This is a genomic window from Nocardioides sp. Root682 (genome assembly GCF_001427795.1).
Taxonomy (GTDB): Bacteria; Actinomycetota; Actinomycetes; order Propionibacteriales; family Nocardioidaceae; genus Nocardioides.
On the sequence record NZ_LMHJ01000005.1, the window covers coordinates 95,626 to 107,313 of the forward strand.

Below are 11,688 nucleotides of genomic sequence, written 5' to 3' on the forward strand. Positions count from 1 at the left end.
GTCAGGCCGAAGGAGACGCGGGTGAACCCGACCGTCGGTAGTCTCGCGCCATGGTCACGGGTGTGAGGGCGGGCGGTACGGCGGACCTGCCCGAGTCGGTGGTGGCCGAGCTCCGCCGTACCGCCACCCAGCTGCTGGGGAACGTGACGGCGTACGCCGACGACATGCTCGAGTACATCCTCGAGCGGATCCCCGAGGCCAGCGCGGATGACGACCTCCGTGGCCTGACGCTGGGGTCGTGCTCCTCGAACCTCGAGGCAGCGCTGTCGATGGTCCGCCACGGCATCGACGTGAGCGCAGCAACGGCTCCGGTCACGGCGCTCGAGCACGCGCGCGCGATGGCGGCACGGGGCTACAGCGTCGACATCATGCTGCGCTTCTACCGCGTCGGTCACAGCTACTTCAGTGAGCGCATCCTCGCCGGGATCTCCGACCTGGTGGCCGATCCGGCCCTCGCCCTCGCGGTGGTCGCCGACCTGCAGCGTTACGCCTTCGCCTACACCGACCGCATCGGCAGCGAGGTCGCCGCGGAGTACGTCGCCGAGCTGGACCGCATGCAGAACCGGGCCCGCGCGGCCCGGACCGATGCGGTCCGCGCCCTGATCGCGGGCGACAAGCTCGACCTGGGGCGTGCCGAACGCGCCCTGTCGCACCGCCTCACCGGATGGCAGACCGCCTTCGTCTGCTGGACCGATCGTGACGACTCCGACCTGGCGCGCGTGGGTACAGCGGTCGGTGCCCACCTGGGTTCGGCTCATCCGCTGCTCGTGCCGGACGGAGTCCGGGCGCTGTGGGGCTGGGTGTCCACGACACGTGCGCCCGGTGTGGGTTCGGAGAACCTCGCCCCGTTGGCCGACCAGGTGCCCGGGACGGTCCGGGTCTCCATCGGTACGCCGGCGCAGGGCCCTGAGGGCTTTCGAGACTCCCACGCCCAGGCCCAGCGCGGCGTCCGGATCGTCGAGCTCTCGGGCCGCGGAGGTCCCGTGACGTCGTACGCCGATGTCGCCCTCGTGGACACGATGAGCGGCGACCTGGACCTGGCCCGTGCCTTCGTCGCGTCCGAGCTCGGCGCCCTGGCGGTCGCCGGTCGCCGGGAGGACGAGGAGCGGCGCGCGCTGCTGGCGGTGCTCGACGCACAGGGTGGGTTGGCGGCCGCGGCCGAGGAACTGGGCGTGCACCGCAACACCGTGCTGCAGCGGGTGCGTCGGGCCGAGGACCGTCGCGGCCGCCCGTCCTCCGAGCGTGTGGTCGAGCTGCATGCCGCGCTGCGCATGGTCGACGTGCTCGGGGGGGTGGTGCTCGACCCCGAGCCCGGTCGAGCCTGACCCATCCACCTCCGGCCGGCATGTGCTGAGCGCACATCCTCGTGGGCTGCGCGGCACTGGTTGCGGGTGGGGCGCTCTTCGTAGGTTGCGGGCATGTCAGCAACGATCGAGCAGCCCGCGCCCGCAGCGTCTCGTCATGCGCTTCCCGACCCGGGGGAGCGGGTCCCGACGATCTCGTGGCCCGTGGTCGGCATCTTCTTCGGTGCCATCGCGACCTTCGCCTTCTCGACGTGGGCCGCGTTGACCGACGTCCTTCCGGTCCCGGTCACCGTGCTGCTCAGTGCGGCCGCGATCTTCGTGCTCTTCACGGTGCTGCACGACGCGGCGCACTACTCGGTGAGCACGCACCGCTGGGTGAACGTGGCCTTCGGTCGGGTCGCGATGCTCTTCGTCTCGCCGCTGATCTCGTTCAAGTCGTTCGCGTTCATCCACATCGAGCACCACCGCAACACCAACGACGACGACAACGACCCCGACCACTTCGTCAGCGGTGCCCCGATGTGGCAGCTTCCCCTGCGGTTCCCGTTGATGGACATCCCGTACCTGGGCTTCCTGGTGCGCAACGTACGGCGCCGTCCCCGCGCCGAGGTCCTGGAGACCGTGTTCCTGATGACGGCCACCGTCGCGGTGATCGTCGCCTGCGCACTCACCGGCCACCTGTGGACCTTCGCGGTGCTGTACCTGATCCCCGAGCGGATCGGCATGTTCGTGCTGGCCTGGTGGTTCGACTGGTTGCCGCACCACGACCTCGAGGACACCCAGCAGGAGAACCGCTACCGCGCCACCCGCAACCGCGTCGGCTCCGAGTGGATCCTCACGCCGCTGCTCCTCTCGCAGAACTATCACCTGGTCCACCACCTGCACCCCTCGATCCCGTTCCACCGGTACGTCGCCACGTGGCGCCGCAACGAGGAGGCCTACCTCGAGCGGGATGCCGCGATCGGCACCGTCTTCGGCCAGCAGCTCGATGCCGACGAGTACCGCGACTGGAAGCAGCTCAACGGCAAACTGGCCCGGCTGCTCCCGGTCCGGATGCCGAAGCGGTCCTCCGCCCGCGCCGCGGTCTTCCACTCCGTGCCTGTGGCCAGCGTCGACCGGCTGACCGACGACAGCGTGCTGATCCGCTTCGACGTGCCCGTTGACCTGCGCGACGAGTTCTCCTTCGAGCCGGGCCAGCACGTCACCGTCCGGACCGACCTCGGCGGCGAGGGCGTCCGCCGCAACTACTCCATCTGCTCCTCGGCCACCTCCGACACCCTCGCGATCGCCGTCAAGCACATCCCCGGCGGTGCGTTCTCGACCTTCGCACTGGAGCAGCTCCGCGCCGGCGACAGCCTGGAGCTGATGACGCCGACCGGGTCGTTCGGCACCGCACTCGACCCGCTCGCCACCAAGAACTACGTCGCGCTCGTCGCCGGCAGCGGCATCACTCCGGCGCTCTCGATCCTCCAGACCACGCTCGCCGTGGAGACCGAGAGCCGGTTCACCCTCGTCTACGGCAACCGGGACGCGGACAGCACCATGTTCCGCGAGGAGCTCGAGGTCCTCGAGGCGCGGTACGCCGACCGGCTCCAGGTCATCCACGTCCGCTCCCGCGACCCGCACCACCCCGAGCACCTCCGCGGCCGCGTCGATCGGGCGAGGCTCGAGCAGCTGCTCGCCTTCGAGGTCGCCGTCCCCGTCGACGAGTGGTTCCTGTGCGGACCGGTCGAGATGGTGACCGACCTCCGTGACCTGCTCCTGGAGCGCGACACCCGACCCGAACGCGTCCACGTGGAGCTGTTCCACGGCTACCAGAAGCCCAGGGTCGCCGACGACTTCACACCGGCGACGGTCACGGTCACCCTGCGCGGCCAGCAACGCGAAGTCCCCCTGGCAGCCGGCGACACGGTCCTGGAGTCCGCGTTGAAGGCCGGCCTCGAGGCGCCGTACGCCTGCCTCGGTGGAGCGTGCGGCACCTGCAAGGCGAAGGTCCTGCTCGGATCCGTGGCGATGGAACAGAACTTCGCACTGTCGCCGACCGAGGTGGAGGCCGGCCACGTCCTCACCTGCCAGTCGCACCCGACCAGCGAAGAGGTGCACGTTGACTACGACGCCTGACCTGCCCAGCGCCGGGGTGGCCCGACCGGTGCCGCGCTACGCATGCCTCGTCCGCGGAGTGCAGCAGCGCCTCGTCCTCGACATGGCCGGGGGACCGCGCATCGTCGCCTTCGCGACGGTGATCAACTTCCAGAAGTGCCTGATGTTCCCCTACCTGGGCGCACTCATGTGGTGGTACGACGACCGCACGCCTGCGGCCACGAGCGATGCAGCCTGGATCTACCTGGCCCTGCACGGCTCGTACGGACTGGTCTGGTACCTCAAGGACAAGACGTTCCCGGACCATGGTTGGCAACACCGGCTCACCGTGCCGGGAGCCGTCAACTCGATCCTGCTCGTCCTGGGCTGGTACTGGCTGTTCGGGTGGTTGCTGGTCTCCGGTCGTGGAGGCGACTACCCGATCGCGGACAGGCCGTGGTTCGCCGTGTGCATCACGCTGGTCGTGCTCGGCTCCGTGGTGATGATCGCGGCCGACGCGCAGAAGTACTTCACGCTGCGGGTGCAGCGCGGACTGATCACCGACGGCATGTTCCGCTTCGTACGGCATCCGAACTACACCGGCGAGATGATGATCTACCTCGGCTTCGCCCTGCTGGTCTGGCACTGGCTGCCGTTCGTCGTTCTGGCGTGGGTGTGGTTCGGGCTCTTCACGGCGAACATGCTGGCCAAGGAAGCGAGCATGAGCAGGTACCCCGAGTGGGCGGCCTACGAGTCCCGCACCCGACGGGTCATCCCGTTCGTCCTCTGACCCGTTTCCACTACTTGGCAGTCTGGTTCTAGATCTGGAGGAGATGACCCTCATACGGTTCTTTCACTGTCGCGGTGCCTGACCCGACGTGTCCCGAACCAGGAGCAGCAGACGATGTCCCATCTGACCCACCACCTCGACGGCAACGTTGCCGTGCTCACCATCGAGCACCCGCCCCAGAACCGCATCGGTGACCAGATGGTGACCGAGCTGGCCGAGTCGCTCGACGCGATCGAGCGCGCTGGCGCCAGGGCAGTGGTCCTGCGCGCCGAGGGTCCCGACTTCTGCTTCGGAGGCGACATCAGGACCTGGCCGGACCTGGCCAACCACGAGCTCCGCGCGGCGTTCACCCGGTACCTCGACGTCTTCAACCGCCTGGAGCAGCTGCCGATGCCGGTGATCGCGGCCGTCCAGGGCATGTGCCTGGGAGGCGGGTTCGAGCTGGCGCTGCGGGCGGACATCATCCTTGCCGGGGAGTCCGCGCACTTCGGCCACCCGGAGCAGGGCATCGCGATCACGACCATCATGGGCGGCATCCATCGCGTCGCCGAGCGAGCCGGCCGGGGCCGTGCGATCGAGTGGGCGCTGACCTCGGAACGGGTCCCTGCCCAGGCGATGGCAGACGCCGGCGTGGTCAACCGCGTGGTCGCCGACGACCTCCTGATGAAGGAGGCGCTGGAGCTGGCCGAAAAGTTCGCGCACGGTCCGACCAGGGCCCACGCCGCACACAAGGCGCTCCTGCGCACGTGGTCCGTCGGCGGTGTCGCGGCCGCGGACCAGGCCATGTTCGACATCTCGATGCCACTCTTCGAGAGCGACGACGCACAGATGGCCATGTGTCTGGCCGTGGAGGCGATGGCCGCAGGTCGTCCGCGTCCCGAGCTGGAGTTCCAGGGCCGCTGAGGACGCTCCGGCCGCTGACGTCAGTCGGCCAGCCGGTTGAGCTTGCGGATCTGCCTGTCGAACGCACGCCACGGCACCAGGCGCCGCAGGACGCTCACCCGCGATGCCATGGAGCCCGCCGGGTAGCGCACCCGGGGCCTTGCGGCAGTGGCAGCGGTGACGATCACCTTCGCCACCACAGCGGGGTCGTCCGCCTTCCGCATGGCCGTGCTGATGACGTCGCGGATGACGGCGCGCTGGTCGGCGTATGCGGGGAGGGGGGAGTCGGACCACACCGTGTTGTCCTCGAACCCGGTGCTGGTGTAGCCCGGTTCGACCAGCAGCACCCGTACACCGTGCTCGCGGACCTCGTGGTCAACGGATTCGGAGTAGCCCTCCACCGCGTGCTTCGTCGCGGCGTAGACGGCCATGAACGGCGCCGGGATGAAGCCCAGCACGGAGGACACGTTGATGATGCGGCCGGCGCCCTGCGCCCGCATGTGCGGCAGAACCGCTGTCGTCATCCGGATGGTGCCGAAGACGTTCGTCTCGAACGCCGCCCTGGTCTGGCTGATCGAGTTCTCCTCGGCAGCCCCAGCCGTGCCTGCGCCAGCGTTGTTGACGAGCACATCGATTCGCCCGAACCGCTGGAGCACCTCGGAGACCACGGCGTCGACCGAATCGTCCCGGGTGACGTCGAGGTCGAAGAAGGTCACCCCGTCGGTCGGTACGGCGTTCTCGGCATTCCTGCTCGTACCGGCCACGGCGAACCCCGCGTCGGCCAGCGCTCGCGCGGTCGCGCGGCCGATCCCGGAGGAAGCCCCGGTGACCAGGGCGACGGGACGGTCCGAGCGAGGGGTGTGTGGCATGGCAACAATCCTGCGGGCCGCGTCGATCCTCGACCAGCGGTACGGCGGTTCGAGGCACAGGTGTCCCATGGACAGGCGCGATTGTTCTACGGCGCCCCGCCGCGACTTCCTAGCGTGAGCGAGATGCCGAAGCACGAGCCCACGAGGGAACTCCTGGTCGCGCACGCCACCCAGCTCCTCGAGGAGGTCGGGCTCGCGGGCTTCACCGCCCGAGAGGTCGCCCGAAGGGTGGGCGTGTCGCCCGCGGCTCCCTTCCGGCACTTCCCGGGCCGCGATGCGTTGCTGGCCGAGGTGGCCGCCAGCGGGCACAGAGCGCTGCGGCAGCTCCTGGTGGCCGTGGTGCCGCAGCTCGAGGCCACCCGGAACGACCTGGTCGTCAGCCGCGCGATGGAGTACGTCGCTTTCGCCCGGGAGCGCCCCGGGATCTTCGAGCTGATGTTCAGGAGCGACATGGTCCACGGCGACTGCCTTGCGGCGTTCGTGCTCCTGCTGGACGGCGCGGTCGAAGAGCCACTGCACGAGGCCACGCCTCAGGAGATCAGCGTCCTGGCGGGGATCCACGGACTCGCGGTGCTTGCCAGTCAGGGCGTCCTCGGACCTGTGTCCCGCGAGCATCTCCGGCGCATCCTGGAGCGCAATCTCGCCGATCGCTGACGTGGCCCGGGAGCGTGCCGGACGGTCCGGCACGCCACTGGCGCGGCGGTCCCACGGCAAGGCGCGATCGTTCTAGAGACGCCGGTCACACCGTTCCTACTGTGGAACGGCCGAGGGCGAGGGCGGCGCGAACGGGAAAGAGCCGATGAAGTCACCACAGAGACTCACCGCTGACCGAAAGGCCGGGACGACCATGTCACGAGCTGCTGGCGGACTGTCTCCGGAGGTGTGGGCGGCCGTCAATGATCCGAAGAACCAGGGACCGCATCGTCGGGGGCCCGATGGCATGAGCCCCGACGCTCGGCGGGTCGCTCGCGAAGCCGTGCGGTCATCGATGCCGTTCAAGACCTTCTCGACCTTCGGCGACTTCTACGGCTTCGTCGGCACCGTCTTCGTCCAGATGTTCACGCGACGGTTCCGCTTCCGGGAGTTCGTCTCGCAGGCGTGGTTCATCACCACTGTCTCCTTCGCGCCCGCGCTCCTCGTTGCCGTCCCGTTCTGCGTCGTCATCGTCTTCCAGATCAACCAGATCCTGATCCAGATCGGTGCGGTCGACCTCGCCGGCGCCGGGGCGGGGGTGGCCGTGGTCCGTGAGATCGGCCCGATCGTCAGCGTCCTGGTCGTGGCCGGTGCGGGCGCGACGGCGATCTGTGCCGACCTGGGCTCGCGCAAGATCCGCGAAGAGATCGACGCCCTGGTCACGCTCGGCATCGATCCGATCGAACGACTCGTGGTGCCGAGGGTCGTGGCATCCACGGTCGTCGCCGTGGCCCTCAACGGCATGGTGACCGTGGTCGGCCTGCTCGGTGGGTACTTCTTCTCCGTCGTCCTCCAGGGCGCCACCCCCGGGCTGTACCTCGCCGACCTCACGCTCCTCATCGGTCTCCCCGACTTCCTCGCCTCCGAGATCAAGGCGGCTGTCTTCGGTCTGCTTGCTGGTCTGACCGCGTGCTATCTGGGGCTCAACGCCAAGGGTGGGCCCAAGGGCGTGGGCGAGGCCGTGAACCAGACGGTGGTGTTCGCGTTCATGTTGCTCTTCGCCGCCAACAGCGTCATCACGGCCTTGTTCTTCCAGATCAAGTCGGGTGCCTGACATGGCGTCCCCCGCGAAGACGCTGCGCGACCTGGGCGATCAGCTCAGCTTCCACGGCAACGCGTACGCCCACGGACCGCGTGCCCTCAGGCACTATCCGAAGGAGATCCTCCGACAGCTCGCCGAGGTGTCGCTCGGCTCCGGTGCGCTTGCGCTGATCGGCGGCACCGTCATGGTGATCGGCTTCCTGACCACTGCTTCGGGGATCGAGGTCGGGCTGCAGGCCTACACGTCCTTCGACAACATCGGCGTGTCCACGCTGTCGGGATTCTTCTCGGCGTACTTCAACACCCGCGAGGTCGCGCCGATCATCGCCGGCATCGCCCTGACCGCCACGGTGGGCGCGGGATTCACCGCGCAGATCGGTGCGATGCGGGTCTCGGAGGAGATCGACGCGCTCGAGGTGATGGCGGTCCCGCCGGTGCCCTACCTCGTCACGACCCGGATCATCGCGGGACTGATCGCCGTCGTACCGCTGTTCGCGATCGCGCTGATGATGTGCTGGCTCGCGACGTACCTCGTGGTCACGGTCGGGTACGACCAGGCCCCGGGCACCTACCAGCACTACTTCAGCACGTTCCTCATTCCGGGCGACCTGTTCCTCGCGATGGTGAAGGTGATCCTGATGGCGCTCGTCATCGTCTCGATCTGCTGCTACCACGGCTTCCGCGCCTCCGGCGGCCCCGCTGGCGTGGGCGAAGCCGTCGGCAAGGCCGTTCGTTCGGCGCTGATCGCGATCATGTTCATCGACCTGATCTTCGCGATCGCTGTCTGGGGTGGACCTTCGGTCCACATCGCGGGGTGACGAGATGACCACAACACACTCCCACCGGATCGACCGCCAGGTCGTGTACGGCTTCCTGTTCATCGCCCTGATCGGACTGGTCATCGCCGGCACCATCGCCAAGTACCGCGGCGCCTTCGACGACACCGTCGTGGTCACGGTCGTCTCGGACCGGGCCGGCCTCACCTTGGCCAAGGGGGCACCCATCAAGCTTCACGGCGTCGAGATCGGGACCGTCGGGGACGTGGACGGCACCGGCGAGACCGTCACGATCCAGCTCAGGATCGACAGCGACGTCGTCGAACGAGTGCCGGCCGACGTGACGGCGCAGATCGTGCCGCCGACGGCCTTCGGCGCGAAGTACGTCCAGCTCACCGCGGCTGATGACGGGACGGGCGACCGGATCCGGGCGGGTGCGGTGATCCCGGCCGACAAGGTGACCGTCGAGGTCAACGAGGCCTTCGAGAACCTCACCAAGGTGCTCGACGTGGCCCGGCCGGCAGAGGTCAACGCAGCGCTGACAGCGGGCGCCGGTGCCCTCGACGAGCGGGGTGCACTGATCGGTGACCTGATCACCCGGACCGATGCGTACCTGGTGTCGTTCAACGCTGCCCTGCCCACGCTGAGCTCCGACCTTCGCGCCGCGGACGACGTCCTCGACGTGTACGACGCAGCGCGGCCCGACCTGATCGCCACCCTGACCCAGACCGGTGAGATCTCCGATGCGCTGGTGCGGCAACGCGCTTCGCTCGGCGCGTTCGAGCGGAGCCTCACCAGCTTCAGCGACGAGGCCGATCTCCTGCTCCGCAGCTCGGAGAAGGGCATCGTCACCTCCCTCACCCTCCTCGAGCCGGTGACGCGCACCCTGGAGCGGTACTCACCCGAGCTGCCCTGTGTCGTGCTCGGCCTCGCCGCGGTCAACAAGCCGCTGGAGGACGCCGTGGGCGGCACCCGCAACGGCCTGACGACCCAGACCCGGGTGATGCCGGGCCGCTCGCCGTACCGGTACGGCGAGAACCTGCCCCTCATCGGAGAGGACCGTGGACCCGTCTGCTTCGGCCTTCCGCAGGTGAGTGCCGCCGAGGCCGCCCAGCCGCCGCCCACGCTGCGCACCGGGGCCAATCCGTACGTCGGCCCGCAGCCCACGCCCAGCCAGGCGACGCTCGACACCTTGCTGGGGTTGCTCGCCGGGGGAGTGAACCTGCCGTGAAGGTGAGCATCGAACGCAAGCGCCAGCGCTCGGACCTGATCAAGTTCAGTGCGTTCCTGTGTCTGGCGGCCGTGGTCGCGGTGTGGATCTCGGCGGTCACGGGGGAGTACCGCCCGGGGGACCGGGACTCGTACGTCGCCGTGTTCCGCGACGTCTCAGGCCTGGCAACGGGCGACGAGGTGAGGATCGCGGGCGTCGACGTCGGCAAGGTGAAGAGCATCGACGTCCAGGACGACAACACCGTGCGGGTGGGCTTCGACGTCGACAGCGATCACGACCTGACGACGGCCACCCACGCTGCGATCCAGTACCGCAACCTGACGGGCGACCGAGTGGTCCAGCTCACCCAGGTCATCGACAGTGGCGCCGAGGCCGTTGCGCTCGCCGAGGACGAGGTGATCCCGGTGTCGCGGACTGCGTCGGCACTGGACCTCGACACCCTGCTCAATGGCTTCCGGCCCCTCTTCGCCGGTCTGAGCCCCTCCGAGATCAACAAGCTGTCCGGCCAGGTGGTGCAGGTGCTGCAGGGTCAGCAGTCAGCCGTCGCTGCCCTCGTCGATCATGTCGCGGCGGCCACGACGACGATCGGGAGCCGTGAAGAACTGATCGGCCGCGTGATCCGCAACCTCAACAGCGTCGTGGGGGCAGTTGACGAGAACTCCGGCTCCCTGGGTGAACTCGTCGACGGTCTCGAGGCGCTGACGGTCGGTCTGGACGAGCAGGACACCCAGGTGCTCGACGCCGCGGCCCAGATCGACACCTTCGCCCAGGAGACGACGCACCTGCTCGCCGGCGCGAGAGGTGACCTCCGGCAGGACCTGAAGGCGCTCGCAGTCGCGGCCCGGGGGATCAACCGCCAGTCCGCCACACTCCAGGAGGTCCTGGCCGTGTTGCCAGTCCACTACCGCACGCTGCAGGCCACGGCGTCCTACGGCAACTTCTTCAACACGTTCCTGTGCGGCGTCCGCCTGCAGACCGACCTGGGGACCACACCGTGGGTCCGGTCCGAGGTGACGAGGTGCCAGGAATGAGGAACGACGGCCGCGACCGGCTGGCCATCCGGGGAGTCGTGGGCACGCTCGCGCTCGTCATGGTCGTGCTCGCCGGGCTCAACCTCAACAAGCTGCCGCTGATCGGCAACAACGACGTCCTCCACGTCGCGTTCGCCGAGGCGGGCGGCCTGAGGAACGGCGACGCAGTACTGGTCTCCGGCGCCCAGGTCGGCAGGGTCCGAGCAGTCCGGCTCGACGGCGAGCACGTCGTCGCGGACATCGTGATCACCGACGGCGACGTCGAGATCGGTGATCGAACAGAGGCCCGGATCGTCACGATGACGCTGCTGGGCAGGGCAGCTGTCGCGCTCGACCCACAGGGGCGGGGGGATCTCAGCCCGGGCGGCACCATTCCGGTCGAGCGCACCTCGTCGCCGTACAACCTGACGAGCACGTTGAACCAGCTCACCGAGACCACCGCTGCCATCGACAAGCAGGAGCTCGCAGATGCGCTGGGGGAGACCTCCTCGATGCTGCAAGGTGCGACATCGGACATCGGTCCGGCCCTCGAGGGGATCATGAACCTGTCGTCGGCAGTCGCCGCGAACGACGACGCGTTGACGTCGCTGGTCGACCGGGCAGATCGGGTGACCGGAGTCCTCGCCAGTCGCGACGGACAGTTCGCCTCGTTGCTGGGCGCGGGCCAGTCGCTCCTCACCGAGGTGGACTCCCGGCAGCGCGTCGTCGTAAGCCTGCTGCGCAGCGCACGACGGCTGTCCGCGCAGCTGCGACTGACCATCCGCGACACCGACGACGTGCTGGGTCCCGCGCTCAGGGAGCTCGACAAGGTGGTCGACGTACTCAACAAGAACAAGGACAACCTGCAGGCGACGATCACCGGCCTCCGTGGCTACACCACGGGCGTTGGTGAGTCCCTCGCGAGCGGACCCTGGTTCGACATCTACATCCAGAACCTCACCTCACCGGGCACGCTCCTTCCCGTCCTGTCGGGGGCACGACGATGAGGCGCC

Annotated in this window: 11 protein-coding genes; 10 read left to right on the plus strand and 1 reads right to left on the minus strand. The window is 68.7% G+C overall.

Annotation, left to right across the window (positions count from 1 at the left end; translation table 11 throughout):
* The first annotated feature begins 50 nt into the window (after nucleotides 1–50).
* The 4 genes from ASD84_RS23215 (at nucleotide 51) to ASD84_RS23230 (ending at nucleotide 5,076) form a co-directional block, all read left to right on the plus strand.
* Entirely contained in the window at nucleotides 51–1,325 is a 1,275-nt protein-coding gene (locus ASD84_RS23215) for a PucR family transcriptional regulator (RefSeq protein WP_056716417.1), read from the plus strand.
* Between the two features lie 93 nt (nucleotides 1,326–1,418).
* Nucleotides 1,419–3,425 (plus strand): fatty acid desaturase, encoded by a 2,007-nt coding sequence (locus tag ASD84_RS23220; RefSeq protein ID WP_056716420.1) that lies wholly within the window; start codon nucleotides 1,419–1,421, stop codon nucleotides 3,423–3,425.
* Nucleotides 3,409–4,173, plus strand: coding sequence for a methyltransferase family protein (locus ASD84_RS23225; RefSeq protein WP_200954701.1), 765 nt, complete (start codon nucleotides 3,409–3,411; stop codon nucleotides 4,171–4,173). The genes ASD84_RS23220 and ASD84_RS23225 overlap by 17 nt, the downstream gene beginning before the upstream one ends.
* Nucleotides 4,174–4,287: 114 nt before the next feature.
* Nucleotides 4,288–5,076: an enoyl-CoA hydratase/isomerase family protein gene (locus ASD84_RS23230; protein ID WP_056716422.1), complete on the plus strand. Its 789-nt coding sequence runs from the start codon at nucleotides 4,288–4,290 to the stop codon at nucleotides 5,074–5,076.
* A gap of 20 nt (nucleotides 5,077–5,096) precedes the next feature.
* Here the strand turns inward: ASD84_RS23230 and ASD84_RS23235 are convergent, their stop codons facing one another.
* Nucleotides 5,097–5,924 carry an oxidoreductase gene (locus tag ASD84_RS23235; protein ID WP_056716427.1) on the minus strand — a complete coding sequence of 276 codons (828 nt, stop codon included), beginning with the start codon at nucleotides 5,922–5,924 and terminating at the stop codon, nucleotides 5,097–5,099.
* A 123-nt stretch (nucleotides 5,925–6,047) separates the two neighbouring features.
* Between ASD84_RS23235 and ASD84_RS23240 the strand changes: the two genes are divergently transcribed.
* The 6 genes from ASD84_RS23240 (at nucleotide 6,048) to ASD84_RS23265 (ending at nucleotide 11,682) form a co-directional block, all read left to right on the plus strand.
* Nucleotides 6,048–6,578 carry a TetR/AcrR family transcriptional regulator gene (locus ASD84_RS23240; protein ID WP_156392263.1) on the plus strand — a complete coding sequence of 177 codons (531 nt, stop codon included), beginning with the start codon at nucleotides 6,048–6,050 and terminating at the stop codon, nucleotides 6,576–6,578.
* A 334-nt stretch (nucleotides 6,579–6,912) separates the two neighbouring features.
* Nucleotides 6,913–7,671, plus strand: coding sequence for an MlaE family ABC transporter permease (locus ASD84_RS23245; RefSeq protein ID WP_414858612.1), 759 nt, complete (start codon nucleotides 6,913–6,915; stop codon nucleotides 7,669–7,671).
* A 1-nt stretch (nucleotide 7,672) separates the two neighbouring features.
* Nucleotides 7,673–8,476, plus strand: a complete 804-nt coding sequence (locus ASD84_RS23250; protein WP_056716433.1) for an MlaE family ABC transporter permease — start codon at nucleotides 7,673–7,675, stop codon at nucleotides 8,474–8,476.
* 4 nt (nucleotides 8,477–8,480) lie between these two features.
* A complete protein-coding gene (locus ASD84_RS23255) occupies nucleotides 8,481–9,665 on the plus strand; it encodes an MCE family protein (protein WP_056716436.1) in 1,185 nt (394 codons plus the stop codon).
* 2 nt (nucleotides 9,666–9,667) lie between these two features.
* The gene (locus tag ASD84_RS23260; RefSeq protein WP_162251588.1) at nucleotides 9,668–10,696 is read left to right on the plus strand and encodes an MCE family protein; all 1,029 of its coding nucleotides are present in this window, start codon (nucleotides 9,668–9,670) and stop codon (nucleotides 10,694–10,696) included.
* Nucleotides 10,693–11,682, plus strand: a complete 990-nt coding sequence (locus ASD84_RS23265) for an MCE family protein (protein WP_056716442.1) — start codon at nucleotides 10,693–10,695, stop codon at nucleotides 11,680–11,682. Before ASD84_RS23260 ends, ASD84_RS23265 begins: the two co-directional genes overlap by 4 nt.
* Nucleotides 11,683–11,688: the final 6 nt, after the last annotated feature.